Source organism: Delftia sp. Lp-1 (assembly GCF_020523835.1).
Taxonomy (GTDB): domain Bacteria; phylum Pseudomonadota; class Gammaproteobacteria; order Burkholderiales; family Burkholderiaceae_C; genus Comamonas; species Comamonas acidovorans.
Map to the genome: position 1 here is coordinate 770,402 of NZ_JAJALJ010000001.1, position 25,474 is coordinate 795,875.

At 64.8% G+C, this 25,474-nt stretch carries 29 protein-coding genes and 1 tRNA gene; 21 read left to right on the top strand and 9 right to left on the bottom strand.

From position 1 onward, the window contains the following. Nucleotides 1-93: 93 nt before the first annotated feature. Entirely contained in the window at nucleotides 94-1,398 is a 1,305-nt protein-coding gene (locus LGR64_RS03335) for a replication-associated recombination protein A (RefSeq protein ID WP_141834919.1), read from the top strand. Nucleotides 1,399-1,430: 32 nt separating this feature from the next. Here LGR64_RS03335 and LGR64_RS03340 read toward each other — a convergent pair whose 3' ends face one another. Then, nucleotides 1,431-1,880: a winged helix-turn-helix transcriptional regulator gene (locus tag LGR64_RS03340; RefSeq protein WP_141834913.1), complete on the bottom strand. Its 450-nt coding sequence runs from the start codon at nucleotides 1,878-1,880 to the stop codon at nucleotides 1,431-1,433. Between the two features lie 90 nt (nucleotides 1,881-1,970). Between LGR64_RS03340 and LGR64_RS03345 the strand changes: the two genes are divergently transcribed. Beyond that, nucleotides 1,971-2,699 (top strand): SDR family oxidoreductase, encoded by a 729-nt coding sequence (locus LGR64_RS03345; protein ID WP_034396773.1) that lies wholly within the window; start codon nucleotides 1,971-1,973, stop codon nucleotides 2,697-2,699. Nucleotides 2,700-2,779: 80 nt separating this feature from the next. Then, nucleotides 2,780-3,415, top strand: a complete 636-nt coding sequence (locus LGR64_RS03350; RefSeq protein WP_065345604.1) for a 2-hydroxychromene-2-carboxylate isomerase — start codon at nucleotides 2,780-2,782, stop codon at nucleotides 3,413-3,415. On the opposite strand, the gene LGR64_RS03355 is transcribed toward LGR64_RS03350, so the two are convergent. Then, nucleotides 3,394-3,741 carry a GFA family protein gene (locus tag LGR64_RS03355; protein ID WP_141834910.1) on the bottom strand — a complete coding sequence of 116 codons (348 nt, stop codon included), beginning with the start codon at nucleotides 3,739-3,741 and terminating at the stop codon, nucleotides 3,394-3,396. The genes LGR64_RS03350 and LGR64_RS03355 overlap by 22 nt on opposite strands. Nucleotides 3,742-4,042: 301 nt before the next feature. On the opposite strand from LGR64_RS03355, the gene LGR64_RS03360 reads away from it, so the two are divergent. From LGR64_RS03360 to LGR64_RS03390, 7 genes are all read left to right on the top strand, one after another. After that, entirely contained in the window at nucleotides 4,043-4,972 is a 930-nt protein-coding gene (locus LGR64_RS03360) for a branched-chain amino acid ABC transporter permease (RefSeq protein ID WP_012207152.1), read from the top strand. Between the two features lie 10 nt (nucleotides 4,973-4,982). Then, a complete protein-coding gene (locus tag LGR64_RS03365) occupies nucleotides 4,983-6,062 on the top strand; it encodes an ABC transporter permease subunit (RefSeq protein ID WP_013800924.1) in 1,080 nt (359 codons plus the stop codon). A 17-nt stretch (nucleotides 6,063-6,079) separates the two neighbouring features. After that, nucleotides 6,080-6,874 carry an ABC transporter ATP-binding protein gene (locus tag LGR64_RS03370; RefSeq protein ID WP_012207150.1) on the top strand — a complete coding sequence of 265 codons (795 nt, stop codon included), beginning with the start codon at nucleotides 6,080-6,082 and terminating at the stop codon, nucleotides 6,872-6,874. Nucleotides 6,875-6,877: 3 nt separating this feature from the next. Further along, nucleotides 6,878-7,624 (top strand): ABC transporter ATP-binding protein, encoded by a 747-nt coding sequence (locus LGR64_RS03375; RefSeq protein ID WP_012207149.1) that lies wholly within the window; start codon nucleotides 6,878-6,880, stop codon nucleotides 7,622-7,624. Nucleotides 7,625-7,876: 252 nt separating this feature from the next. Next, a complete protein-coding gene (locus LGR64_RS03380; RefSeq protein WP_012207148.1) occupies nucleotides 7,877-8,239 on the top strand; it encodes a DMT family protein in 363 nt (120 codons plus the stop codon). Between the two features lie 142 nt (nucleotides 8,240-8,381). Continuing rightward, nucleotides 8,382-9,029 (top strand): DUF47 domain-containing protein, encoded by a 648-nt coding sequence (locus tag LGR64_RS03385; protein WP_141834906.1) that lies wholly within the window; start codon nucleotides 8,382-8,384, stop codon nucleotides 9,027-9,029. A gap of 22 nt (nucleotides 9,030-9,051) precedes the next feature. Then, nucleotides 9,052-10,062, top strand: a complete 1,011-nt coding sequence (locus tag LGR64_RS03390) for an inorganic phosphate transporter (RefSeq protein WP_012207146.1) — start codon at nucleotides 9,052-9,054, stop codon at nucleotides 10,060-10,062. A 67-nt stretch (nucleotides 10,063-10,129) separates the two neighbouring features. On the opposite strand, the gene LGR64_RS03395 is transcribed toward LGR64_RS03390, so the two are convergent. Together LGR64_RS03395 and LGR64_RS03400 are read right to left on the bottom strand one after the other, a co-directional pair. Beyond that, a complete protein-coding gene (locus tag LGR64_RS03395; RefSeq protein ID WP_012207145.1) occupies nucleotides 10,130-10,636 on the bottom strand; it encodes an NINE protein in 507 nt (168 codons plus the stop codon). Between the two features lie 7 nt (nucleotides 10,637-10,643). Beyond that, nucleotides 10,644-11,168: a GNAT family N-acetyltransferase gene (locus tag LGR64_RS03400; RefSeq protein ID WP_230354980.1), complete on the bottom strand. Its 525-nt coding sequence runs from the start codon at nucleotides 11,166-11,168 to the stop codon at nucleotides 10,644-10,646. A 146-nt stretch (nucleotides 11,169-11,314) separates the two neighbouring features. Here LGR64_RS03400 and rpsP point away from each other — a divergent pair, with 146 nt between their 5' ends. The 6 genes from rpsP to LGR64_RS03430 all read left to right on the top strand — a co-directional run bounded on the left by rpsP (nucleotide 11,315) and on the right by LGR64_RS03430 (nucleotide 15,419). Continuing rightward, a complete protein-coding gene (gene rpsP / locus LGR64_RS03405; protein WP_012207143.1) occupies nucleotides 11,315-11,569 on the top strand; it encodes a 30S ribosomal protein S16 in 255 nt (84 codons plus the stop codon). A 132-nt stretch (nucleotides 11,570-11,701) separates the two neighbouring features. Then, nucleotides 11,702-12,271, top strand: coding sequence for a ribosome maturation factor RimM (rimM, locus tag LGR64_RS03410; protein WP_088163933.1), 570 nt, complete (start codon nucleotides 11,702-11,704; stop codon nucleotides 12,269-12,271). A gap of 12 nt (nucleotides 12,272-12,283) precedes the next feature. After that, complete coding sequence (gene trmD / locus LGR64_RS03415) at nucleotides 12,284-13,054, top strand: tRNA (guanosine(37)-N1)-methyltransferase TrmD (protein WP_141834899.1); 771 nt, start codon at nucleotides 12,284-12,286, stop codon at nucleotides 13,052-13,054. Between the two features lie 110 nt (nucleotides 13,055-13,164). Next, complete coding sequence (gene rplS, locus LGR64_RS03420; protein WP_013800930.1) at nucleotides 13,165-13,545, top strand: 50S ribosomal protein L19; 381 nt, start codon at nucleotides 13,165-13,167, stop codon at nucleotides 13,543-13,545. Between the two features lie 87 nt (nucleotides 13,546-13,632). Then, the gene (locus tag LGR64_RS03425) at nucleotides 13,633-14,361 is read left to right on the top strand and encodes a CoA pyrophosphatase (RefSeq protein ID WP_012207139.1); all 729 of its coding nucleotides are present in this window, start codon (nucleotides 13,633-13,635) and stop codon (nucleotides 14,359-14,361) included. Between the two features lie 68 nt (nucleotides 14,362-14,429). Continuing rightward, on the top strand, nucleotides 14,430-15,419 hold the full coding sequence (locus tag LGR64_RS03430) for a CobD/CbiB family protein (protein WP_034398910.1): 990 nt from the start codon (nucleotides 14,430-14,432) through the stop codon (nucleotides 15,417-15,419). Between the two features lie 88 nt (nucleotides 15,420-15,507). On the opposite strand, the gene rsgA is transcribed toward LGR64_RS03430, so the two are convergent. Genes rsgA through LGR64_RS03445 form a run of 3 tightly spaced genes read right to left on the bottom strand, consistent with a single transcriptional unit; the run spans nucleotide 15,508 to nucleotide 18,145 of the window. Beyond that, nucleotides 15,508-16,476: a ribosome small subunit-dependent GTPase A gene (gene rsgA, locus LGR64_RS03435; RefSeq protein WP_141834896.1), complete on the bottom strand. Its 969-nt coding sequence runs from the start codon at nucleotides 16,474-16,476 to the stop codon at nucleotides 15,508-15,510. Between the two features lie 18 nt (nucleotides 16,477-16,494). Then, nucleotides 16,495-16,827 (bottom strand): 4a-hydroxytetrahydrobiopterin dehydratase, encoded by a 333-nt coding sequence (locus tag LGR64_RS03440; protein ID WP_013800932.1) that lies wholly within the window; start codon nucleotides 16,825-16,827, stop codon nucleotides 16,495-16,497. A 16-nt stretch (nucleotides 16,828-16,843) separates the two neighbouring features. Then, nucleotides 16,844-18,145 carry a M48 family metallopeptidase gene (locus LGR64_RS03445; RefSeq protein ID WP_141834893.1) on the bottom strand — a complete coding sequence of 434 codons (1,302 nt, stop codon included), beginning with the start codon at nucleotides 18,143-18,145 and terminating at the stop codon, nucleotides 16,844-16,846. Nucleotides 18,146-18,175: 30 nt separating this feature from the next. Between LGR64_RS03445 and orn the strand changes: the two genes are divergently transcribed. The 3 genes from orn (at nucleotide 18,176) to LGR64_RS03460 (ending at nucleotide 22,796) form a co-directional block, all read left to right on the top strand. Beyond that, the gene (gene orn, locus LGR64_RS03450; RefSeq protein WP_034396754.1) at nucleotides 18,176-18,790 is read left to right on the top strand and encodes an oligoribonuclease; all 615 of its coding nucleotides are present in this window, start codon (nucleotides 18,176-18,178) and stop codon (nucleotides 18,788-18,790) included. 324 nt (nucleotides 18,791-19,114) lie between these two features. Continuing rightward, complete coding sequence (locus LGR64_RS03455) at nucleotides 19,115-21,175, top strand: DEAD/DEAH box helicase (protein ID WP_141834890.1); 2,061 nt, start codon at nucleotides 19,115-19,117, stop codon at nucleotides 21,173-21,175. A 151-nt stretch (nucleotides 21,176-21,326) separates the two neighbouring features. After that, nucleotides 21,327-22,796, top strand: coding sequence for a sensor domain-containing diguanylate cyclase (locus tag LGR64_RS03460; RefSeq protein ID WP_328511957.1), 1,470 nt, complete (start codon nucleotides 21,327-21,329; stop codon nucleotides 22,794-22,796). Between the two features lie 22 nt (nucleotides 22,797-22,818). Here LGR64_RS03460 and LGR64_RS03465 read toward each other — a convergent pair whose 3' ends face one another. Further along, nucleotides 22,819-24,051 carry a multidrug effflux MFS transporter gene (locus tag LGR64_RS03465; RefSeq protein ID WP_012207132.1) on the bottom strand — a complete coding sequence of 411 codons (1,233 nt, stop codon included), beginning with the start codon at nucleotides 24,049-24,051 and terminating at the stop codon, nucleotides 22,819-22,821. 126 nt (nucleotides 24,052-24,177) lie between these two features. On the opposite strand from LGR64_RS03465, the gene LGR64_RS03470 reads away from it, so the two are divergent. Beyond that, nucleotides 24,178-24,321 carry a hypothetical protein gene (locus tag LGR64_RS03470; protein WP_185751004.1) on the top strand — a complete coding sequence of 48 codons (144 nt, stop codon included), beginning with the start codon at nucleotides 24,178-24,180 and terminating at the stop codon, nucleotides 24,319-24,321. Next, nucleotides 24,318-25,316, top strand: a complete 999-nt coding sequence (locus LGR64_RS03475) for a TRAP transporter substrate-binding protein (protein WP_088163937.1) — start codon at nucleotides 24,318-24,320, stop codon at nucleotides 25,314-25,316. Before LGR64_RS03470 ends, LGR64_RS03475 begins: the two co-directional genes overlap by 4 nt. A 36-nt stretch (nucleotides 25,317-25,352) precedes the next feature. Here LGR64_RS03475 and LGR64_RS03480 read toward each other — a convergent pair. Beyond that, nucleotides 25,353-25,428, bottom strand: a tRNA-Lys gene (locus LGR64_RS03480). Between the last annotated feature and the right edge of the window lie 46 nt (nucleotides 25,429-25,474).

The window sequence follows — 25,474 nt, forward strand, 5'->3', positions numbered from 1 at the left end:
TTTTGCAACTGCATCTGTTCCCCTCGGCAGCGCATCCGGCACACGGGCTGCCGAGCGCCTTCTGCGCGGCGCTGCCTGCGACGGAGCTGGCCCATGGCTGATCTGTTCACCCAGGAGCCCTCCGCACCACTGGCCGAAGCCCTGCGGCCCAAGACCCTGGACGAGGTCGTGGGCCAGTCCCATCTGCTGGGCGAGGGCAAGCCGCTGCGCCTGGCCTTCCAGTCAGGCAAGCCGCATTCCATGATCTTCTGGGGGCCGCCCGGCGTGGGCAAGACCACGCTGGCCCGGCTCACGGCCACGGCCTTCAAGTGCGAGTTCATTGCGCTGTCTGCGGTGTTCTCCGGGGTCAAGGACATCCGCGCGGCCATGGATCAGGCGCAGCAGAACCTGGCCATGGGCCGGCACACCATCCTCTTCGTGGACGAGATCCACCGCTTCAACAAGTCCCAGCAGGATGCGCTGCTGCCCTATGCGGAAAGCGGGCTGGTCACCTTCATCGGCGCCACCACGGAGAACCCTTCCTTCGAGGTGAACTCGGCCCTGCTGTCGCGCGCGCAGGTCTATGTGCTGCAGTCCCTGACCGACGATGAACTCAGGCAACTGCTGCTGCGGGCGCAGGAAAAGGCCCTGGGCGGGCTGGAGTTCGACGACCTGGCGCGGGACACCATCGTCGGCTATGCCGATGGCGATGCCCGGCGGTTCCTGAACCTGCTGGAGCAATGCCAGACGGCGGCCGGCGCTGCGGGCGTCACGCGGATCGATGCCGAGTTCGTGCAAAACGCGCTGACCTTGAATGCCAGGCGCTTCGACAAGGGCGGCGACAACTTCTACGACCAGATCTCTGCCCTGCACAAGTCCGTGCGCGGCTCCCATCCCGATGCGGCGCTCTACTGGCTCACGCGCATGCTCGATGGCGGCGCCGACGCGCGCTACCTGTCGCGGCGCATCGTGCGCATGGCCTGGGAGGATATCGGCCTGGCCGACCCGCGCGCCATGCAGATCGCCAACGACGCGGCCCTGACCTATGAGCGCCTGGGCAGCCCCGAGGGCGAGCTGGCGCTGGGCCAGGCCGTCATCTACCTGGCCATGGCCGCCAAGAGCAACGCCGGCTACAACGCCTACAACAAGGCCCGGGCCTTCGTGAAGCAGGACAGGAGCCGCGAGGTGCCCGTGCACCTGCGCAACGCGCCCACCAAGCTCATGAAGGAGCTGGGCTACGGCCATGAATACCGTTATGCGCACGATGAGCCCAACGCCTACGCGGCCGGCGAGACCTATCTGCCCGAAGGCATTGCGGAGCCGGGCTGGTACCAGCCCGTGCCCCGGGGCCTGGAGATCAAGATCGGCGAGAAGCTGGCCGTGCTGCGCAAGTGGGACGAAGAGGCTGGCGGCGCATAGCCGAAGCCGCTGAGGGCAGGCCGGTGCCGGGGCTATGCGCCCGGGCCGGGCTCCACCGCCACATCCCGCGCGTGCAGGGGGGCGTGGCACTCCGAGCAGACGACCAGGGGGTCGAACGTGTGGCCGCACACCGTATGCCGGTGCAGCACGGGCCGGCCTTCCTCGCCGGACATGTGTACATCACCCCAGTGCACGATGGCCATGACCACGGGATGCAGGTCCAGCCCCTTGGGCGTGAGACGGTACTCGTGTCGTACCGGCGCCTCCTGGTAGGCCACTTTCTTGAGCACGCCTGCCTCGACCAGTCTGGCCAGCCTGTCCGAAAGCATGGGGCGTGAAATGCCCAGGCGCGCCAGGAATTCATCAAAACGGCGTATGCCCAGAAAGCAGTCGCGCAGCACCAGCAGCGTCCAGCGGTCGCCGATGACCGAGACCGTGCGTGCGATGGAGCAGCGCTCCTCTTCCAGTTCGTTCCATTTCATTGGGCAGTTCCCCACTTGACGGGTTCTGATTTTAAACCTACCGTGCAATGAGTTCAAAAAATGAACTTACCAATCATCCACGGAGATCCCATGACCGACAAGAAAGCCATTCTCGTGATCGGCGCTGGCGACGCCACGGGCGGCGCCATCGCCCGGCGTTTTGCGCGCGAAGGCTATATCGCCTGCGTCACGCGCCGCGACGCGGACAAGCTCCAGCCCCTGGTCGAACAGATCCGCGCCGCCGGTGGCCAAGCCCATGGTTTTGGCAGCGACGCGCGCAAGGAAGAGGAAATGGTGGCCCTGGTGCAGAAGATCGAGGCCGAGATCGCACCCATCGAGGTCGCCGTCTTCAACATCGGCGCCAACGTGCGCTTCGGCATCACCGAGACCACGGCGCGCGTCTACTTCAAGGTCTGGGAGATGGCCTGCTTCGCCGGCTTCCTGATGGGGCGGGAGGCGGCCAGGGTGATGCTGCCGCGCGGCCGGGGCACCATCATCTTCACGGGCGCTACCGCCAGCCTGCGCGGGCGCGAGGGCTTTGCGGCGTTTGCCGGTGCCAAGCACGGCCTGCGTGCGCTGGCCCAGAGCATGGCGCGCGAGCTCTGGCCCAAGGGCATCCATGTGGCCCACCCCGTGATCGACGGCGCCATCGACACGGAGTTCATCCGAACCAACTTTCCCGAACGCTATGCCCTCAAGCAGCAGGACGGCATCCTCAATCCCGACCACATCGCCGACCTCTACTGGCAACTGCACCAGCAGCCGCGCGATGCATGGACGCATGAAACCGAAATCCGCCCCTGGATGGAGTCCTGGTAGGCCCTTCAGCCATTTGCGCCCCCTCAGCCCCCTCAGCCCCTTCGCTTCGATGTTCCATCCCATTTGATGCAGGCCGCGCCATGAAACCCAACGTGCAATTCCTCTTCGACTTCGGCAGCCCCAACGCCTATCTCTGCCACCAGGTCATCCCTGCAATCGAGGCGCGCAGCGGCATCCGCTTCGACTATGTGCCGGTCCTGCTGGGCGGCCTGTTCAAGCTGGCCAACAACCGCTCACCGGCCGAGGCGAATGCCGACATTCCCAACAAGCGCGCCTATGAGGCGCTGGAACTGCAGCGTTTCGTGCAAAGGCATGGGCTCACGCGCTTCCGGATGAATCCGCACTTTCCAGTCAACACCCTGCAAATCATGCGCGGGGCCGTGGCGGCTCAGGGCCTGGGCTGCTTCGAGCGTTATGTGGATGCGGTGTTCTCCAGCATGTGGGAGAAGGGCTGCAAGATGGACGATGCCCAGGTGATCGGCACCGAGCTGTCCGGGGCGGGTCTGGATGCCCCAGCCCTGATCGCTGCAAGCCAGACGCCCGAAGTCAAGGCCCGGCTGCTGGCAAATACCGAGCAGGCCTTCCACCGTGGCGCTTTCGGATCGCCCACCTTTTTTGTTGGCGACGAGATCTACTTCGGCAAGGACCGCCTGCGCGATGTGGAGGAACAAGCGCTGCGGGCCTGCAGCCAGCCTCAGGCCGATCGCCCGTCGTAGCGCGTGATGCGCAGCGCCTCAGGGTCCACGCCTTCCAGGCAGCGCACGTTGACGGCCGCCATGTGCCGGCCCTGGGGATCGATGGCCTCGCCGAACGGATGGATGCCGCAGGTCGGGCAGAAGCGGTGCTGGATCAGGTGCCGGTGGAAGGTGTAGGTGCGCATCTGCTCCTCGGGCGTGCTCAGTTGCAGCTGTTCGCGGGGCACGAACCACATGAGGGCGCCCTTGCGCGAGCAGATGGAACAGTTGCAGGCCATGACCTGGGTGAGTTCGCCTTCCACATCGAAAGCGATGCCGCCGCAGTGGCAGCTGCCGTGGTATTTCATCGAAGGGTCTCCGTGGCCCGGGGGCAGGCCGCTTTTCCGATGGTAGGAGTTCATCGGCGCCACGGCAAATTGCTGCAGTGCTACATAAGAGCGTTTGGCTTGTAAAGCCTCGGAAAACCCCCCTGCAACAAGGCGTTGCAGGCCACCGAGGGGTGCCTAGAATCGCCAATCCCCTGCGGTTTCCGGGCCACAAGCCAGGATGCGGCGGGAGAGCTTCCACCACCATGGCATTGCTGGCTCCGTTCGTTTGGATGCGAGGCACGCTGAATGTCTCCATCCTGGACTAAAGGGGAGAGCGCATATGGACATACTGCTTCAGCAGGTCATCAACGGATTGGTCCTGGGCAGCATGTACGCCCTGATCGCCCTGGGCTACACCATGGTGTACGGCATCATCCAGCTCATCAACTTCGCCCATGGCGAGGTGCTCATGGTCGGCGCGCTGACCAGCTGGAGCTGCATAGGCCTGATGCAGGAGGCCATGCCCGGTGCGCCGGGCTGGCTGATCCTGCTGCTGGCGACCGTGATCGCCTGCGTGGTGGCCGCGGCACTGAATTTCGTGATCGAGAAAGTGGCCTACCGCCGCCTGCGCAGCAGCCCGCGCCTGGCGCCGCTGATCACGGCCATCGGCGTCTCGCTGCTGCTGCAGACGCTGGCCATGATCATCTGGAAGCCCAACTACAAGGCCTATCCCACGCTGCTGCCGAGCACGCCCTTCGAGATCGGCACGGCGGTGATCACGCCCACCCAGATCCTGGTGCTGGTGGTCACGGCGATCGCGCTGGCATCGCTGACCTATCTGGTCAACTACACCAAGCTCGGGCGCGCCATGCGGGCCACAGCCGAGAATCCGCGCGTGGCGGCATTGATGGGCGTCAAGCCCGACGTGGTGATCTCGGCCACCTTCATCATCGGCGCCGTGCTGGCGGCCATCGCGGGCATCATGTACGCCTCCAACTACGGCACGGCCCACCACACCATGGGCTTTCTGCCGGGGCTCAAGGCCTTCACGGCGGCCGTGTTCGGCGGCATCGGCAACCTGGCCGGCGCCGTGGTCGGCGCCATGCTGCTGGGGCTGATCGAGTCCATAGGCTCGGGCTACATCGGCGACCTCACGGGCGGCGTGCTGGGCAGCCACTACACCGACATCTTCGCCTTCATCGTGCTCATCATCATCCTGACGCTGCGCCCCTCGGGCCTGCTGGGTGAACGTGTGGCCGACCGCGCCTGAGGAGACCCGCATGAACAGCAAGAAGACCGTGCAATGGATTCTGGGCGGCCTGGCGCTGATGGTGCTGCCGCTGGTGCTGCAGTACTTCGGCAATGCCTGGGTGCGCATCGCCGACCTGGCCCTGCTCTATGTGCTGCTGGCACTGGGCCTGAACGTGGTGGTGGGCTATGCAGGCCTGCTGGACCTGGGCTACGTGGCGTTCTACGCCGTGGGCGCCTACATGTTCGCGCTGATGGCCTCGCCGCATCTGGCGGAGACCTTCGAGGGCTTTGCCGCCATGTTCCCTGACGGGCTGCATACCTCCATCTGGCTGGTGATACCGCTGGCGGCGCTGCTGGCGGGCATCACGGGAATACTGCTGGGCATCCCGGTGCTCAAGCTGCGCGGGGACTACCTGGCCATCGTCACGCTGGGCTTCGGCGAGATCATCCGCATCTTCATGAACAACCTGGACCAGCCGGTCAACATCACCAACGGCCCCAAGGGCATAGGCCAGATCGACTCGGTGAAGATTCTGGGCCTGGACCTGGCCAAGCGCCAGGAGATCTTCGGCTACGACATCAGCTCGGTCACGCTGTACTACTACCTGTTCCTCTTCCTGGTGCTCGTCAGCATCGTGATCTGCTGGCGCCTGCAGGACTCGCGCATCGGCCGCGCCTGGATGGCCATCCGCGAGGACGAGATCGCCGCCAAGGCCATGGGCATCAACACGCGCAACATGAAGCTGCTGGCCTTCGGCATGGGCGCTTCCTTCGGTGGTGTCTCGGGCGCCATGTTCGCGGCCTTCCAGGGCTTCGTCTCGCCCGAGTCGTTCAGCCTCATGGAGTCCATCATGATCGTGGCCATGGTGGTGCTCGGCGGCCTGGGCCATTTGCCGGGCGTGATCCTGGGGGCGGTGCTGCTGTCGGCCCTGCCCGAGGTGCTGCGCTATGTGGCCGGTCCCTTGCAGCAGATGACCGACGGGCGGCTTGACGCCTCCATCCTGCGCCAGTTGCTGATCGCGCTGGCCATGATCGTCATCATGCTGATGCGTCCGCGCGGCCTGTGGCCGTCGCCCGAGCATGGCAAGAACCTGCCGCACCAGTCCTGAGCATGGAGACAACGCAGATGGCGAACACGGCAGACAACGGCTCCACCTCCCCGGTGCTCAGGGTTTCGGGCATTTCCAAGCGCTTTGGCGGACTGCAGGCCCTGTCCGATGTGGGCATGACCATTGGCCGGGGCCAGGTCTACGGCCTGATCGGTCCCAACGGCGCGGGCAAGACCACTTTCTTCAACGTGATCACGGGCCTGTACACGCCCGACAGCGGCAGCTTCGAGCTGGCCGGCAAGGCCTACGAGCCCTCGGCCGTGCACAAGGTGGCCAAGGCCGGCATTGCGCGCACCTTCCAGAACATCCGGCTGTTTGCCGAGATGACGGCGCTGGAGAACGTGATGGTCGGGCGCCATGTGCGCACGCATTCGGGCCTGATCGGCGCGGTGTTCCGCACGCCCGGCTTCAAGGCCGAGGAAGCCGCGATACGCGCGCGGGCCCGCGAACTGCTGGACTACGTGGGGATTTCCAAATACGCCGACTTCAAGGCCCGCACGCTGAGCTACGGCGACCAGCGCCGCCTGGAGATCGCGCGGGCGCTGGCCACCGACCCGCAACTGATCGCGCTGGACGAGCCTGCCGCCGGCATGAACGCCACCGAGAAAGTGCAGCTGCGCGAGCTGATCGACCGCATCCGCCGGGACCAGCGCACCATCTTGCTGATCGAGCACGACGTCAAGCTGGTCATGGGCCTGTGCGATCGCGTCACCGTGCTGGACTATGGCAAGCCCATCGCCGAAGGCACGCCGGCCGAGGTGCAGAAGAACGACAAGGTGATCGAAGCCTATCTGGGCACCGGAGGACACTGAACCATGGGTGAGCAAGTGCAAGACAAGGGCGTGTCCGCGCCGGTGCTGTTGAAGGTCCAGGGACTGAAGGTGGCCTATGGCGGCATTCAGGCCGTCAAGGGCGTGGACTTCGAGGTCCGCCAGGGCGAGCTGGTCTCGCTGATCGGCTCCAACGGTGCGGGCAAGACCACGACCATGAAGGCCGTCACGCGCAGCCTGCAGATGGCGGATGGCGACGTGCACTACCTGGGTCGCAGCATCCGCAACGTGGGCGCCTGGGATCTGGTGGCCCAGGGCCTGGTTATGGTGCCGGAGGGGCGCGGCGTGTTCGCGCGCATGACCATCACCGAGAACCTGCTCATGGGCGCCTACACGCGCAACGACAAGGCCGGCATTGCCGCCGACATCGAGCGCATGTTCGGCATCTTCCCGCGCCTGAAGGAGCGCCGCGACCAGCTGGCCGGCACCATGTCGGGTGGCGAGCAGCAGATGCTGGCCATGGCGCGCGCGCTGATGAGCCAGCCCAAGGTGCTGCTGCTGGACGAGCCCTCCATGGGCCTGTCGCCCATCATGGTGGACAAGATCTTCGAGGTGGTGCGCGATGTGCATGCGCTGGGCGTGACGCTGGTGCTGGTCGAGCAGAACGCCAGCCGTGCGCTGGCGCTGGCCGATCGCGGCTATGTGATGGAATCCGGCCTGATCACCATGACCGGGCCAGGCCAGACCCTGCTCAGCGATCCGCGCGTGCGGGCCGCCTACCTGGGCGAGTGAACTCCGGGGCAGCCGCCTGCGCACAGGTTGCTGGAATGTCCCGTGCCATCGACGGGATATGGCAAAAATATGACGATTTGATGAAGATTCATCGAATGCCCATCGATGCGGGATGTTGCGTATCTGTGCGATGAAGCAGGTTTTTCGAGAAAATTCGCGCAAAAAAGCAATTTTTAGAAAGAAATCGAAAATCCAGCTTCTGGCGCTGCGGGCGCGATAATTCAGGCCTTCCAGCACCCGGGCGCACCTCACATGAACTGGCTCCAACACATCCCTGTCGGGCTGCAGACCGTGGTCCTGCTGGCCATGAGCAATGTCTTCATGACGTTTGCCTGGTATGGGCACCTGAAGAACCATGCCTCGTCGCCCTGGTACGTGGCAGCCCTTGTCAGCTGGGGCATTGCGCTGTTCGAGTACCTGCTGCAGGTGCCTGCCAACCGTATAGGCCACACGCAGTTCAGCGTGGCGCAGCTCAAGATCATCCAGGAGGTGATCACGTTGTCGGTGTTCGCGCCTTTTGCCGTGCTCTACCTGAACCAGCCCCTCAAATGGGACTTCCTCTGGGCCGGCCTGTGCATGGTGGGCGCGGTGTATTTTATTTTTCGCAGCGGCTGACAAGGCGGCGCGCCGGCGCGCAAAAACGCGCTTGGGACTCAAGGGTACACTTCGCCCCGTTCAAGCCGGGAAGCCATGCCAAGCATCCGCAATGTGACGCAGTGAGTCGCCTGGTTCCCACTTTTCCCGGTAAGGAGCATTCATGCTTTTTGGCAAACTATTGCCACGCGAAGGCAATTTCTTCGAGATGTTCAACCAGCATGCCGACCGCATCGTCGATGCCGCGCATGCCTTCTCGCAGCTTGTCGCCCACTACAACGATCCTCATCTTCGCGAGAAGTACAACGAGGACGTGAACAACGCCGAGCGTGCCGCCGACCGCGTGACGCATGACGTCACCAAGGCGCTGCACAAGACCTTCATCACGCCGCTGGACCGCGAGCACATCCACTCGCTGATCAACACCATGGACGACGTGGCCGATCTGATCCAGGACTCGGCCGAGACCATGGCGCTGTACGACGTGCGCCACATGACGGATGAGATCACGCGCCTGACCGACCTGTGCGTGCGCTGCTGCGAGCGGCTGCGCGATGCGGTCAAGCTGCTGTCGCGCATCTCCGATCCATCGGTGGTGGACGCGGCGATGAAGACCTGCGAGGAAATCGACCGCCTCGAATCGGACGCCGACCGCGTGATGCGCTCGGCCATGAGCAAGCTGTTCCGCGAAGAGCCCGATGTGCGCGAAGTCATCAAGCTCAAGGCCATCTACGAGCTGCTGGAGACGGTGACCGACCGCTGCGAGGACGTGGCCAACCTGATCGAGGGCATCGTCCTCGAGAATTCCTGAGCCCTCGCGGAGTCGTTTCGTTATGGAATCCGTACAAGCGGCCCTGTGGGTCGTGATCCTGCTGGTGGTGCTGGCCTTGCTGTTCGACTTCATGAACGGCTTCCACGATGCTGCCAACTCGATCGCCACCGTGGTCTCCACGGGCGTGCTCAAGCCCACGCAGGCCGTGGCCTTCGCGGCCTTCTTCAACGTGGTGGCGGTCTTTGTCTTCCACCTCAGCGTGGCGGCCACCGTGGGCAAGGGGATCGTCCAGCCCGGCATCGTGGACACGCACGTGGTATTCGGCGCCCTGGTCGGTGCCATTGCCTGGAACGTGATCACCTGGCACTACGGCATCCCCAGCAGCTCCTCGCATGCGCTGATCGGCGGCATCGTGGGCGCCGTGATCGCCAAGGCTGGCGCGGGCGCACTGATCGCCAGCGGCATCTGGAAGACCGTGGCCTTCATCTTCGTCTCGCCGCTGCTGGGCTACCTGCTGGGCTCGCTGATGATGGTGCTGGTGGCCTGGATCTGCCGCCGCGCCGCTCCCAACCGGGTGGACCGCTGGTTCCGCCGGCTGCAGCTGGTCTCCGCCGGCGCCTACAGCCTGGGCCACGGCGGCAATGATGCGCAAAAGACCATCGGCATCATCTGGCTGCTGCTGATCGCCACCGGCTATGCCAATGCCGGCGACGCGGAGCCGCCGCTGTGGACCATCGTCAGCTGCTACCTGGCCATCGGTCTGGGCACCATGTTCGGCGGATGGCGCATCGTCAAGACCATGGGCCAGAAGATCACCAAGCTCAAGCCCGTGGGAGGCTTTTGCGCCGAAAGCGGTGGCGCGCTGACGCTGTTCTTCGCGACCTTCCTGGGCGTGCCGGTCTCGACCACGCACACCATCACGGGCGCCATCGTCGGCGTGGGCTCCACCCAGCGTGCCAGCGCCGTGCGCTGGGGCGTGGCAGGCAACATCGTCTGGGCCTGGGTGCTGACGATTCCCGCAAGCGCCTTCGTGGCATCGATTGCCTACTGGATCAGCCTCCAGCTGTATTGAGCTAGAGCCATCGCCAAAAAGAAAGACCGCCAATGGCGGTCTTTCTTTTTAGGAGAGGCATTGCGCATCACTGGGAAATCTTGCGCGCTTCCTCCACCTGGTGCTCGAAGTAGTGCTGGAAGCTGTAGGCAATGCTGGCCATGAGCACGGCGGCGCCCAGCATCAGGGACAGCGCAATGGCAAAGATGGTTGACCAGCCCGTGCGCCCGGCCTGCGCCTGCACGTCAATGCCGGGGTTGTGGCGCCGGTTCCAGGCTTCGGTGTCGGTCAGCCCGTAGAGGATGGCACGCAGCGCGCAGCCGGCGATGGTGAAGCCCAGCAGCGGAATCAGCAGCCAGCTGAGCTGGTCGTCCTGCCCCAGTTGCTGGACGCGCTCGATGCCGTACACGCCCAGTGCCGTGGGCACGGGCAGCAGCCAGCCCAGCCAGTCGCCGAAGCCATGCAGGTAGAAGCGGTGCAGCCCCAGCGGCCCGCCGACAAAGGCCAGCCAGGTCGTCAGGGTCTTGCTTTTGGAGCGCGCAGCCCCCTGCTGTGCTTGAGCGGGCTGAGGCAAAGGCGTGCTGGGTCGGTTCATGCGCCCATTATTCGGGCGAACTGCGGTTGCCGTCTCCCAGGGTCTTCTCCATGAGAACGATGTCCAGCCAGCGGCCGAACTTCCATCCCATGGAGCTCAGCGTGCCCGCCGGGGTGAAGCCCGCAGCACGGTGCACGCCGATGGAGCCGGCATTGGCCGAGTCACCGATCACCGCCAGCAGCTTGCGCACGCCGGCCGCCTCGCATTCGCGCGACAGCGCATCGAGCAGCAGGCGGCCCACGCCCTGGCCGCGCGCCGCGTCATGCACGTAGATGGAATCCTCGGCGGAGAAGCGATAGGCCGGGCGCGGCTTGAACCAGTTGGCATAGGCAAAGCCCAGCACCTGGCCCTGTTCGTCCACGGCGACCAGATAGGGCAGGCCCTTGGTCAGCACGTCCGCGCGGCGCGTGGCCATGTCCGATTCGGCAGGGGGATCGGACTCGAACGTGCCCGTGCCGTGCAGCACGTGGTGGCGGTAAATGGAGGTGATGGCGGCGAGATCGCCGTCCAGGCTTGAGCGAATGGTAGGCATGGAAAGGGAAGTTGGATATAATCGCTGGTTTTACGGCGTGTCGCTGGCCGGGTGGCCATGTCGCGTGTCTCAAACGCCGCAAAACATGTGCAGCCATTCATTGTCTAGTTAATTGTGTGGTGGCTGCGCCCACCCGAAGGAAAATCATGGTCGTCATTCGACTCTCTCGCGGCGGTTCCAAGGCCCGTCCTTTCTACAACATCGTTGCCGCCGACAAGCGCGTGCGCCGCGATGGTTCGTTCATCGAACGCCTGGGCTTCTACAACCCCAACGCCCGTGGCGGCGAAGAGGGTCTGCGCGTTGCTCTGGACCGCGTGAACTACTGGAAGGGCGTTGGCGCGCAGGCTTCCGAGACCGCAGAGCGCCTGATCAAGCAGGCCACCCAGAAGACTGCTGCCTAATTCAGCATCCCTTCTGAAATCGGGTTCCGTTGGCTTGTCTGACGGAGCCCGTTTTTGTTTTCCCCTCCGGATCGCCTTGCACGGATCTGCAACGATCTGCATTGACTGTCCATCTACTGCCTACCGACTGCCATGAGCCACATGCCTGAACTCGAAGCCAGCGTCCTGCCCGCCGATGCCGTGGAGGTCGGGCGCATCGCCGATGCCTGGGGCATCAAGGGCTGGTTCAAGGTGGCCGCCTTCAGTGCCGACCCCGAGGCCCTGTTCACCGCAAAGCAGTGGTATCTGCAGCCCCCCGAGAAGGGTGCGCGGCAGTTCACCGGTACGGTGCTGCTGCCGGTCAAGCAGGCGCGCGTCCACTCCGATTCCGTCGTCGCCACATCGCCTGTCGTGAACGACCGCAATACCGCCGAGGCCCTGCGTGGCGCGCGCATCTTCGTGGCGCGCAGCGATTTCCCGCAGCCCGAAGATGGCGAGTATTACTGGGTCGATCTGCTGGGCCTGTCCGTGGTCAACCGCGAGGGCGTGGCCCTGGGCGTCGTCCGCGACCTGCTGTCCACCGGCCCGCAGACCGTGCTGGTGCTGACCTATGAAGAGGATGGCAAGGAGCGCGAGCGCATGATTCCCTTTGTCGATGCCTATGTGGACAAGGTGGATCTGCCGGGCAAGACCATCGTTGCCGACTGGCAGCCCGACTATTGATCGCCGACCTCCATGCGCTTCGACATCATCACGCTGTTCCCCGAGCTGTTCACGCCGTTTCTTGAAAGCGGCGTCACGCGCCGTGCCTATGCCTCGGGCCAGGTCGGCGTGCACCTGTGGAATCCGCGCGACCATGCCCAGGGCAACTACCGGCGCGTGGACGATCGCCCCTTTGGCGGCGGTCCGGGCATGGTGATGATGGCCGAGCCGCTGCAGCGCTGCCTGGAGACGGCCCGGCAGGCGCGCCGTGATGCAGGCGATCCCGAGCCGGCTCCCGTGGTGCTGTTCTCGCCGATCGGCACCACGCTGCGCCATGCCGTGGTGGCCGACTGGGCGCAGGGACAGGGCGCAATCTTGCTGTGCGGCCGCTACGAGGGCCTGGACCAGCGCTTCATCGATAGCCATGTCACGCACCAGTTGAGCCTGGGCGACTTCGTGCTTTCTGGCGGCGAGATCGCTGCCATGGCCCTGCTGGATGCCGTCGCACGGCTGCAGCCCGGCGTGCTCAATGACGAAGGCAGTTTCCAGCAGGACAGCTTCAATCCGGCGCTCGACGGCCTGCTCGATTGCCCGCACTACACCCGCCCCGAAGTCTGGGAAGGGCGTGAAGTGCCGGCGCCACTGTTGTCCGGCCACCACGCGCAGATCGAGCGCTGGCGCCGTGACCAGCGCCTGTCCATCACGGCCAGGCACCGGCCCGAGCTGATAGAGCAGGCGCGCGCCCAGGGCCTGCTCAACGCCAAGGACGAGGGGTTTTTGGCAAAAAACGTCTCCGGGCTATAATTCGCGATTCTTCGATCCTCTATCCGGCCGCTGCTACGAACAAAGCAGCCATGGCGCCAATCCCGGCGCTTGCCAATCCTGGCGCGGACAAGATCGATTGGATGTTGACCATGAATCTGATCCAGATCCTCGAGCAAGAGGAAATCGCCCGTCTGAACAAGACCATCCCCCAGTTCGCCCCCGGTGACACCGTCATCGTGAGCGTGAACGTGGTCGAAGGCAGCCGCAAGCGCGTGCAGGCTTACGAAGGCGTGGTGATCGCCAAGCGCAACCGTGGCCTGAACAGCGGCTTCACCGTGCGAAAGATCTCCAGCGGTGAAGGCGTGGAGCGTACGTTCCAGACCTACTCGCCCCTGATCGCCGGCATCGAAGTCAAGCGTCGCGGTGATGTGCGTCGTGCCAAGCTGTACTACCTGCGCGAGCGCAGCGGCAAGTCGGCCCGCATCAAGGAAAAGCTGCCGTCGCGTGTCAAGGTTTCTGCCGAAGCCTAAGCACCTGCGTCACAGCTGGAAAGCCGCTACAGTCGCCTGTAGCGGCTTTTTTGTTGTCCGGCCGTTTCCCATCACAAGCCTTCATTCGTGTCCTCTCTGCCCGATACCGCCATTCCCGTGCCGACCGGCGGGCCAGTGCCCGCAGCCGTGCCGTCGATCGCCGACCCGCGCATGGCGCAACTGATTGGCAAAGACAGCCACCTGCCTGCCGTGCCCCCCGAAGCCCGCACGCCCGAGGCACTGCGCCAGCGCTTTGCGCTGCCGCCCCAGTGGGCTCCCGAGGTGGTGCGCGAGAAGCGCTTCAGCGATCGCCAGCCCACCGATGCCGCCGTGCTCGTGCCCATCGTGATGCGCCCCGAACCCACGGTGCTGCTGACCGAGCGCACGGCCCACCTGTCCACGCATTCGGGGCAGGTGGCATTTCCGGGCGGCAAGCGCGATCCGGAGGATGCCTCTGCCCAGGCCACGGCCCTGCGCGAGGCGCATGAGGAAGTCGGACTGGCCGCCAGCGATGTGCAAGTGCTGGGCACGCTGCCCATCTACATCACGGGCACGGCCTTCCTGATCACGCCGGTGGTGGCCCTGGTCGATCCCCGGGCGCACCTGAATCCCAATCCCTACGAAGTGGCGGATGTGTTCGAGGTGCCGCTGGCCTTCCTGCTCGATCCTGCCAACCATGAGCGCCACTCCATGGTCTGGAACGGCGTGCCGCGCGAATGGTTTGCAATGCCCTACCAGGATGGTGATCGCCAGCGCTACATCTGGGGCGCCACTGCCGGCATGCTGCGAAATCTTTACCGATTCCTGTCGGCCTGATGCCCGGATCGGGGGCCGTGCCACCCCAGGGTCACTGACCTGTCTGCATGCGCCAGTATGATGGCCGGATGAGTTTCTTTGCCATTTTGATCGCCTTGCTGATCGAGCAGGCGCGCCCGTTGACACCGGCCAATCTCGTGCACACAGGCTACAGAGCCTGGACGGTTTCGGTGCGCCGCAACTTCGATGCCGGCCAGGCGCACCATGGCTGGCTGGCCTGGACCGTGGCGGTGGCATTGCCCTGCGTGCTGGTGACGGGAATCTACCTGCTGCTGCTGTGGGGCGTGGGCTGGCCGCTGGCCATGGTCTGGAATGTGGCCGTGCTCTATGTGACGCTGGGCTTTCGCCAGTTCAGCCACCACTTCACACGCATCCGCGATGCGCTGGATGCAGGCGATGAGTATGCCGCGCGCGAGGCGCTGGCTCACTGGCAGCAGGTCGATGCCAGCGAGGTACCGCGCAGCGAGGTCGTGCGCCATGTGATCGAGTACTCCGTGCTGGCCGCGCATCGCCATGTGTTTGGCGTTCTGTTCTGGTTCTCTGCGCTGGCAGCGCTGGGGCTGGGCCCGCTCGGCGCCGTGTTCTACCGCATGACCGAGCACCTGTCGCGTTCCTGGTCGCGCAAGGGCCTGGTGGGCGGCACCCAGGTCAGTCCCCAGTTGCAGCACACCTCCCGGCTGGCCTGGACCGTGATCGACTGGTTGCCTGCACGGTTGACGGCGCTGTCCTTTGCCGTGGTCGGCAGCTTCGAGGAAGCCATCGAAGGCTGGCGCTTCCATGCCCAGCGCTTTCCCAACGACAACGATGGCGTGATCCTGGCAGCCACCTCGGGTGCCATCAACGTTCGCCTGGGCGGCGAGGCACTCAAGCGCCGCGAAGGCATCTCGGTGACCCGCGACGATGGCGAGGAGATCGATCTCGATGTGGACAGCGAAGCCACGCCGGGCCGCGAGCCCGAGATCGGCCATCTGCGCAGCGTGGTCGGCCTGGTCTGGCGTTCGGTCGTGGTCTGGCTGCTGCTGCTGGCCCTGCTGTCGCTGGCGCGTTTGCTGGGCTGATCGCTGCGCCGCAGAAGGCGAGCCCTGCCTGTCTTGCCAGGCAGCAGCCCGCCCTTCCTGATGCAGCCGGGTCGTTGTTTTGAGGAGGTCAGTACTTCTGCGCCTGGCTCAATTCATCGAACAGCTCGGCGTAGATGTAGTAGCGGTTGGCGCTGATGTCGTGGTCGGCATCCATTCCGGTTTCCTCGTCTTCCACGCGCGGCATGACGGCGCATCCCGGCTCGTGCAGGTGGGTGCAGTTGTAGAACTTGCATTCCTGCGCATGAGCGCCGATGTCGGGCATGCAGCGGGGCAGGTCCGTGGGCTCTATGTGGCGCAGGCCGAATTCCTGGAAGCCCGGTGAGTCGATCAGCGCCGTGGTGCGCTCTTCGTCCATCCAGTACCAGCTGGTCGTGGTGGTCGTGTGCTTGCCGGAGTTCAGCGCCTGCGAGATCTCGTTGGTGGCCGCGCGTGCGCCGGGCACCAGCAGGTTGATCAAGGTGCTTTTGCCCGAGCCGGACGGGCCCAGGACCAAGGTGGCCTTGCCCTTGAGGTGTTGCATCAGCAACTGCCGGTCGGCCTCGCCTTCGTTGGCCAGCGACAGCGACAGCACCTCGTAGTGCGGCGTTTCCTGGCCCAGGTACATCTCGCGATAGGGCCTCAGGCGCTCCCAGGCATCGGCGAAGGGCTCGGCCAGGTCACGCTTGTTCAGGGCGATCAGGGGCTTGATGTGGGTGGCTTCGGCGGTGATGAGGGCACGGGCCAGCTGGCTTTCGGAGAACACCGGCTCGGCCGCGATCAGGATCAGCACCTGGTCGATGTTGGCCGCAAAGGACTTGGTGCGTATCTCGTCCTGGCGGTAGAACAGGTTGCGCCGTTCCAGCACCTTCTCTATGGTGCCTTCCTCGCCCTGGCCGGCGGGTGGCAATTGCCAGCGCACGCGGTCTCCGACCACGGTCTGGCTCTTCTTGCCGCGCGGATGGCAGATGTGGCGTGCGCCTTCTTCGGTCTCGACCACGCAGTGGCGGCCATGGCTGGAGACGACCAGGCCTTCTCGCAATGCGGAGCGCTCAGCCATGGGATGCCGGGGTGGGATTCATGGACGCTCCAGCAGCGCATCAATGCGCCTTGCGCACTCGATGTCGGTGGACGAGATGCCGTTCACGTCATGCGTGTTCAGGCGCACACCGCAACGGCCGTAGCTCACGGTCAGGTCGGGGTGGTGGTCCTGCTGGTGGGCGATCAGGGCCAGCGCGTTCACGAAGGCCATGGTCTCGTAGTAATTGGCAAAGGCGTAGCTCTTGGCGATGGCATCGCCATCGAGCTGCCAGCCCGGCAGGTCCGCCAGTGCGGTGCGCAATTCGTCCGGCGTCAGCGCGCGGCGCTGCTGCGTGGACCAGTCCTGTTGTTGCAAGCGTTGTGTGCTCATGGTGGATGTGAAAGGGTCAGGTCGGAGAAGGCATGCGCGCCAGCCGGGCGAGGGCGGGCGGATGCGAGTAGTAAAAGCCCACGTACCAGGGATCGGGCGTGAGCGTTGAAGCATTGTCCTCGTACAGTTTGAGCAGTGCCGAGGCCAGATGGGCGCCGCTGGCCTGTTGCATGGCATAGGCATCGGCTTCGAACTCGTCGCGGCGCGACAGGGCCGAGAACAGCGGGGTGACAAAGAAGCTGAACACCGGCACGGCCAGCAGGAACAGCAGCAGTGCCACGGCCTCGTTGCCGGCGCCTATTCCGCCATGGCCCAGCGCAAGGTCCAGACCCGGGCGCACGCCCAGGCCCAGGTAGAACCACAGCTGCTGCGACAGCCAGCCCAGCAGTGCGAAGCCGGCCAGGCTGGCGGCGAACATCAGCAGCATGCGCTTGAGGATGTGGCGGTGCTTGAAGTGGCCCAGCTCGTGCGCGAGCACGGCCTCCACCTCGTCGGCGTCGAGCTGCTTGAGCAAGGTGTCGAAGAACACCACGCGCTTGGAATGGCCGAAGCCCGTGAAATAGGCATTGGCATGGGCCGAGCGGCGGCTGCCATCCATCACGAACAGGCCTTTGGCCGCGAAGCCGCAGCGCTGCATCAGCGCGCTCACGCGCTCCTTGAGCGTGCCTTCGGCCAGCGGTTCAAACTTGTTGAACAGCGGTGCGATGAAGGTCGGAAAGATCCACATCAGCAGCAGGTTGAACGCCGTCCACACGGCCCAGGCCCACAGCCACCACAGGTCGCCGGCCGAGCCCATGAGCCACAGGATCAGCGCCGCCAGGGGAAGGCCGATGGCCGCGCCCATGGCGGTGGACTTGATGGCATCGGTCAGCCACAGCCGCAGCGTCATCTGGTTGAATCCAAAGCGCTGCTCCAGCACAAAGGTCTGGTAGAGCGACAGCGGCAGCTCCACCAGCCCGGAGATCAGGGCAAAGCCGGCCAGCAGTGCCAGTTGCTGCCACAGGCCGGCGCCCATCAGTTCCAGCAGCCACTGGTTGAGCGCGTCGAGCCCGCCCAGCAGCGTCCATGCGAGCAGCACCACGGCGCCCAGCGTCATCTCGATCAGGGCGATCCGGGCCTTGGCCAGCGTGTAGTCGGCGGCCTTTTGATGGGCCGCGAGGCTGATGCGTTGCGCAAAGGTCTCAGGCACCTCGGCCCGATGGCGGGCCACATGGCGGACCTGGCGCGAGGCCAGCCAGGCGCGCAGCAGCCACTGGGCGAGCACGGCTGCGGCAAACAGCAGGGACAGCGTCGAGGAAAAATCGGGGTTGAAGGCCATGTGGCCGCAGTGTAGGCGACAATTTGGGCCATGTCCGAAGCCTCCGAAGCCGCCAGCGCTTGCATTCCCGTCCCCGCCGAACCCGGCACGCCCATCACCCTGGCCAAATCCGATCTCAACCTCGTCTGGCTCGACTGCGAGATGACCGGGCTGCAGCCCGATACCGATCGCATCATCGAGATCGCCGTGGTCGTAACCAGTCCGGACCTGGCCATTCGCATCGAAGGGCCGGTATTTGCCATCCATCAGGCAGATGCGCTGCTCGATGGCATGGATGCCTGGAACAAGGGCACGCATGGCAGGAGCGGCCTGATCGATCGCGTCAAGGCATCGACCATCAGCGAGGCCGATGCGGAGGCTGCGCTGATCAAGTTCCTCTCGCAGTACGTTCCCAAGGCCAAGGCCCCTCTGTGCGGCAACAGCATCGGGCAGGACAGGCGCTTCATGGAGCGCTACATGCCCAAGCTCAACAACTTCTTCCACTACCGCAATGTCGATGTCAGCACCCTCAAGGAACTGGCCAGACGCTGGAAGCCCGACGCCTATGCGTCCTTCAAGAAGGCCCAGCGCCACACGGCACTGGCCGATGTGCACGAGTCCATCGATGAACTGGCGCACTACCGTGCGCGCCTGCTGAGCGTCTGAATCTGGCGGCCCCGGCCATTTTTTGTGCCAGGGGCTTGCGGGAAAACCCGGGGAGTGCGACAATCTACAGCTTGCCCCCATCAACAAGGGGCAATTTGCACATCTCCATCACACAAGGGCCCCTGCGCTGTGTGTCTGCGGTCGGTGTCCATAGACCACCATGAAGGCTTTCATGGATGGCGGGACCACCGGTTTCGGACCAGCCGAAAATGCCCATCCGCCCTTTTGCGAAGGGCCGGTTAAGTCTGACGGTGGATGTTGACCCAACCGTCGAGAAAAGCGTGCCAGATCGCTGACTGCGCGTGCTTTTCGTTAGAGCCATTCATGAACGATATCTCTCAAGAGCAGGGCATCATTGCCGCTGCCGATTCCTCTTTTGCTTCCGCCGCTGAAGCATCTTCCGTGCTGAACGCCGCCGTTGCCAGCGCCGAGCAGGCCGCCGAATCCCTGGCCGCCACCGAAGTCGTGGAAATCGCCGAAGGCGCCGAGGCTGTTGAAGCAGCCCCCGAACTGCCCAATGCCTTCATCGAGCTGGGCCTGGCTGAAGAACTGGTCCGTGCCGTTGCCGATCTGGGCTACACCCAGCCCACGGCCGTGCAGGCGCAAGCCATTCCCCTGGCCATGGGCAGTGATGACCAGGCCTTCATCGACCTGATGGTGTCCAGCCAGACCGGCTCGGGCAAGACCGCTGCCTTCCTGCTGCCCGTGCTGCACACGCTGATCCAGCAAAAGGCTGACGAAGAAGCCGCCATCCGCGCCGAATATGACCGCCAGTGCGCCGAAGCAACGGCCAGCGGCCAGCCCACGCCCAAGCGCAACAAGCGCAAGGACCCCACGAATCCCCGCAATTTCAAGGCAGCCGTTCCCGGCGCCCTGATCCTGTGCCCCACGCGCGAGCTGGCACAGCAGGTGGCGCATGACGCCATCGAGCTGGTCAAGCACTGCCGCGGCATCCGCATCGCCAACGTGGTGGGCGGCATGCCCTACCAGCTGCAGATCGCCAAGCTGCAGAACGCCAACCTCGTGGTGGCCACTCCCGGCCGTCTGCTGGACCTGCAGCGCTCGATGCAGATCAAGCTCGACCAGGTTCAGTTCCTGGTGGTGGACGAAGCCGACCGCATGCTGGACCTGGGCTTCTCGGACGATCTGGCCGAAGTCAACGACCTGACGGCACAGCGCAAGCAGACCATGATGTTCAGCGCCACCTTCGCGCCCCGCATCCAGCAACTGGCCATGCGCGTGATGCATGACGGCGGCTCCGGCGTGAAGAAGGTCACCATCGACACGCCTCAGGAAAAGCACGCCAGCATCAAGCAAGTGCTGTTCTGGGCCGACAACTCCCAGCACAAGCGCAAGCTGCTGGACCACTGGCTGCGCGACACCACGATCAACCAGGCCATCGTTTTCGCATCGACCCAGGTCGAGTGCGACGGCCTGGCCAATGACCTGCAGCAAGACGGCTTCTCCGCCGTGGCACTGCACGGCGCTCTGAGCCAGGGCCTGCGCAACCGCCGCCTGATGGCGCTGCGCAGCGGTCAGGTGCAGGTGCTGGTGGCTACCGATGTGGCGGCACGCGGCATTGACGTGCCCTCCATCACCCACGTCTTCAACTACGGCCTGCCCATGAAGGCAGAGGACTACACCCACCGTATCGGCCGCACGGGCCGTGCCGGTCGCGAAGGTGTGGCCGTCACGTTCGCGGAATTCCGTGACCGTCGTCGCATTTTCGATATCGAGGCCTACAGCCGCCAGCAATTCAAGGCCGAAGTGATTCCTGGCCTGGAACCTGCACAGCGCGCACCCAGCAGCAACGAAGGCCGCGGCGGCCGTCGTGGCGGCGGTGGTTTTGAAAGCCGTGGCGGCGATCGCCGCGGTGCCGGCGGCGGTGGCCGTGGTGGTTTCGGTGGTGATCGTGGCTTTGGCGGCGATCGCGAGCGCAGCTTCGGTGATCGCGGTGGCGATCGTGGCTTCGGCGCACGCCGTGATTCCGAAGGCTATGGCCGCAAGGCTGGCTTCGGTGGCTTCGGCGGTGGCCAGCGCGAAGGCGGCTTCGGCCAGGGCCAAGGTCAGGGCCAGCGCGAAGGCGGCTACAGCCAGGCTCCGCGTGAAGGCGGCTACAGCCAGGCCCCGCGCGAAGGCGGCTTTGGCCGTGGCGGTGAAGGCCGTGGCTTCAGCGGCGACCGTGGTGCTCCGCGTGGCGGCGATCGCCGTGACGGCGCTCCTCGCGAAGGCGGCTTCCGTGGTGCATCCGGCGAGTCGCGCGGCTTTGGCGGTGGCGAATCCCGTGGCGGCTTCGGCGGCGGCGAGCGCCGTCCTGCCTTCGGCAAGAGCGCTCCCAAGCCTTACTCGCCCCAGGGCGGTGATCGCAAGCGCGTCGTGCGCTGATCGATCTCGGCATTGCATGCAGACCGGCCCTTCGGGGCCGGTTTTTTTTCGGCCATCTGCGTCCTCGCGTGGCGCGGCCTGTCCTTGATGGTGCAGAACCTGCTGTCTGGCGGGCTCTGTGACTGCCATAATCGCGGCGCGGAGGTGCCCTGTGGAGTCTTTGATCGCGTCCAGTGTGGATTTTGAACACATGTTCGAACTGGCCCCCGTCTCGCTATGGCTGGAGGACTACAGCGCGCTCAAGCAGCTGCTCGACCAGTGGCGTGCACAGGGCGTGACCGATCTGCAGGCGCATTTCCTGGCCCACCCCCAGGCGCTGCAGCAGTGCAGCGCGGCGCTCAAGGTGGTGCGCGTCAACCAGCGCACGCTGGACCTGTTCGGCGCCAGTGACCAGCAGACCTTTCTTGCCAGCCTGGGCCAGGTGTTCCGCGATGACATGCACGCGGGCCTGGCCTGCGAGCTGGAGGATCTGTGGCAGGGCTCTCTGAGCTTTGCCAACCGCACCGCCAACTACACGCTGGACGGGCGGCGGCTCGATGTGCAGATCCGTGGCCGCATCCTGCCCGGTCATGAAGCGCTTTGGGACTGCGTGCTGGTGTCGCTGGAAGACGTGACGGCCGAGATGCGCAGCGCGCGCCAGCTGCACCGCAGCGAACAGTACTCGCGCGACCTGTTCGAGTACTCGCCCGTGTCGCTGTGGGTCGAGGATTTCAGTGCCATCAAGCGCCTGCTCGACGATGTGCGCGCCCAGGGCATCAGCGACTTCGCCACCTTCCTCAAGGTGCACCCGGAATTCGTCTCGCGCTGCATGCAGGAGATTCGCGTCGTGGACGTGAACCGCCAGACGCTGCGCATGTTCGGCGCCACCGACAAGCTGCAACTGCTGAGCCGGCTGGGCCGCATCTTCCGTGACGAGATGATCGACTCCTTTGCCGATCAGTTGCAGGACCTTTGGAGCGGCAAGCTCGTGCAGCACCGCGAAGTGGTGAACTACGCCCTGTCAGGCGACGCTCTGCACATCCACATGCAGCTGGCCGTGCTCGATGGCCATGCCGATGACTGGGGGCTGGTGCTGCTGTCGCTGGTGGACATCACGGCGCGCAAGAAGGCCGAGGCCTACCTCGAATACCTGGGCAAGCACGATGTGCTGACCCAGTTGCGCAATCGCGCCTTCTATATCGAGGAACTCAATCGCCTGGCACGCAAGGGGCCCTGGCCGCTGGCGGTGATTGCCATCGACATGAATGGCCTCAAGGAGGCCAATGACGAGCATGGCCATGCCGCAGGCGACGACATGCTGCGCCGCGTGGGCGAAGTGCTGACCAAGGCCGTGGATGCGCCTGCCTGCGCGGCGCGCATAGGCGGCGACGAATTCATGGTGCTTTTGCCGGCTTCGGACGAGCGCGGCGCCGAGGCGGTCAAGGAGCGCATCCTCTCGCTGCTGGAGCTCAACAACCAGTTCTATCCGGGCCAGGCGGTCAGCCTGTCCATGGGCGTGGCCTGCTGCGATTCGGGCAGCCAGGTCGAGGCCACCGTCTCGCGCGCCGACCAGGCCATGTATGCCGAAAAGGCGCGCTACTACAAGGAAAGAATGCTGGACCGCCGCGCAGGCCGCGCTTAGCGGTCTTGCACCGCAGTGCCTGTCAGGCCTCCGAGGCGTGCCGCCCGATTTCGGGCCAGCGGTGGTGCAGGTAGATCCAGGACGCCAGCCCGATCAGCATCATGCTGATCGAGCCCAGGGCCAGCAGTACGGTCGAATGCATCACCAGCGGTGCAATCATGCCGGCCACGATGCCATTGGCCGTGGAGCCGACCACGGCCTGCAGCGATGAGGCCAGGCCGCGCCGCTCGGGGTGGATGTCCAGCACCAGCAGCGTGACCACGGGCACCATCATGGCCCAGCCGAAGGCGAACACCCCCACGGGAATCAGCGCCCAGCTCACGTGAGCGGGCCAGATCAGGTTGGCGACCAGGTTGATGATGGACACGACGAACATGATCAGAAAGCCATGGCGGATCTGGTGCTTGGGCGGAATGCGCCCGGCCAGACGGCCGCTCACCCATGCGCCGCCCATGATTCCTGAGATCGAGATCACGAAGAACCAGAAGAACTGCTGCGGCTGCAGGTGCAGCAGGTCGCCCAGGAAGGCGGGCGCCGACAGCACATACAGAAACATGCCGTTGAACGGCACGCCGCTGGCAAAGGCCAGCAGCACAAAGCGCGGATCGCTGCACAGCTCCTTGTAGCCGTGCATCAGAGGCTTGAAGCGGAAGGGCTGGCGCTGCGCCTGTGGCAGGGATTCCGGCAGGAATCGCCAGTTGATACCCCACAGCAGCACGCCCACCAGGGTCAGGAACCAGAACACTGCCGCCCAGCCCAGGTGTATGAACAGCCAGCCGCCCATCACAGGGGCCAGGGCTGGCGCGATGCCAAAGAAGATGGTGATCTGCGCCATCACGCGCTGGGCCTGGGCGGGTGGAAACAGGTCGCGCACCACGGCGCGCGACACCACGATGCCGGCACCCGTGGACAGGCCCTGCAACGCGCGAAACAGCACCAGCTGCGTGATGTTCTGCGACAGCGCACAGCCCGCCGATGCCAGCGTGAATACGGCCAGCCCCCACAGCACCACGGGGCGGCGGCCAAAGCTGTCGGCCATGGCGCCGTGGAAAAGGTTCATGAAGGCAAAGCCGAACAGATAGGCCGACAGCGTCTGCTGCATCTGCAGCGGCGTGGCGTTCAGGGCCTGGGCGATGCCGGAGAAGGCGGGGATGTAGGTATCGATCGAGAACGGCCCCAGCATGCCCAGGATGGCAAGCAGGACGGCCAGGGCCCAGCGCGGGCCCTGCCAGAGCGGGGAAACATTTTGTGGCATGCAGGCGAGGCGGTTGTGCGCTGCGGGAGACCGCAGGCGCAGAAAAAGGCCGCGCGCCCTTGCGCCTGCGGCAGGGTGACACTGTAGCGGCTTGGCTGGAATCCGGTGTGACGGATGGCTTGGCGAATGACCTGGGCGATGGAATGGGTCGATAGTTTTTATCTAAATGATGTAAATATCGATAGAATTTATCTTTTTCGCCAGCATGCACAGGTCCGCCGTGGGGTGGATGGCATGGTTCTGGGTGCTTTCGCCAAGGATCTTTCATGATTGTTTCTCGCCGCACGTTGATATCGGGTCTGGCTCCGGCTGCGTTGCAACTGACTGCCGGCGCTGCCTGGTCCAAGGGTCGCCGACTGCAGCTCTCGGCGGCCTATGGCGATGGCATCTTCCACACGCAGAACCTGCGCAACTTCGCGGCGCGCGTGGGTGCCGATACCCAGCAGGCGCTGGAGATCGATGTGGTTTCCAACTCGGCGCTCAAGCCCATGGCGCAGGTGCTTCCTGCGCTCAAGCGCAATGACCTCCAGTTCGGCGAAGTGCTCATGTCGTCCTGTGCGGATATCCACCCGCTGCTGGCCATGGACTCGCTGCCTTTCATGGTGCGTGGCTTTGACGAGGCCGCGCGCCTGTGGCAGTTGACCCGCCCCGTGCTGCAGGAGTTCTTGCTGGCCCAGCAGGGGGCGCGCCTGCTGTTTGCCGTGCCCTGGCCGGCGCAGGGTCTCCTGAGCCGGCGCCCGGTCCACAGCATCGCGGATCTCAAGGGCCTCAGGCTGCGTGTGCAAAGCGATGCGACCAAGCGGTTGGCCGAGCTCTGGGGGGCGCAGCCGGTGGTGATTGCCGTGGGCGATCTGGGTGCCGTTGTGGAGCAAGGCGGCATCGATGCCATGATTACCTCCAGCGCCACGGGCGCCGACATCCAGGCCTGGAAGGCCATGAAGGTGTTTCTGGATATCAAGGCCTGGATTCCCAAGAACATGCTTTGCGTCAGCGAACTTGCCTGGAGGGGCTTCACCGAGCCTGAGCGCCAGGCCATCGGCCGCGCTGCCGAGTCGGCTGAAAAAGAGGGCTGGGCGCTGGCCCAGCAGGCCGATGAGCTGGGCAAGAAGATCCTTGCCGACAACAAGGTATCCGTGGCCGCGCCTTCGGCGGATCTGCGCCACATGCTGGATTTGATGGGGGAGCGCTTTGGCCGGGAGTGGGTGGCCAAGGCTGGCAGCAGCAATATGTCTGTGCTGATGGAATACAACAAGAAAAGGCACTGAGCGCTGTCGCGCCGAGTGCCTTGTTCTGGGTGTTGGTGGTGGGCCCTGAGTGATTCGAACACTCGACCAACGGATTAAGAGTCCGCTGCTCTACCAGCTGAGCTAAGAGCCCACGTATTTCTGCGTGGATGCCTGATGAGATCAGGCAAAAAAATTCT